Here is a 237-nt window from a genome sequence, read left to right as displayed (position 1 = left end):
ATGATTAAGAAGCTGGCATTACTAAAGCCGCGATAACCCGCAGCTTTCGCCGCCTCTGCATTGGGCGCGGTCAAAAAGGCACTGGCGTAGCGCTGGTTATCGATAATCCAGCGCAGCATGCCCATGGCGAGGGCAGAGTCGGTTGCGGGGCGGATCGGCAGCCAAGTATTGTTGCCCGCGCAGGGCTGGTTCGAGGTGTTGGGCAACATGGGCGACACCACCACATAACTGAATTCT

The 237-nt window shown here is 57.8% G+C and carries 1 protein-coding gene; it reads right to left on the bottom strand.

Translation table 11 applies throughout. The features are described 5' to 3' along the window. A partial coding sequence (locus B4920_RS27880; RefSeq protein WP_216820143.1) for a hypothetical protein occupies positions 1 to 209 on the bottom strand: 209 nt, incomplete at its 3' end. Positions 210 to 237 lie beyond the last annotated feature (28 nt).

Origin of the sequence: Zoogloea sp. LCSB751, from assembly GCF_002028455.1 — a bacterium.
Classification (GTDB): domain Bacteria; phylum Pseudomonadota; class Gammaproteobacteria; order Burkholderiales; family Rhodocyclaceae; genus Zoogloea.
Note: the sequence above shows the minus strand (reverse complement) of the source record. Positions and strands in the feature narration are given on the sequence as shown.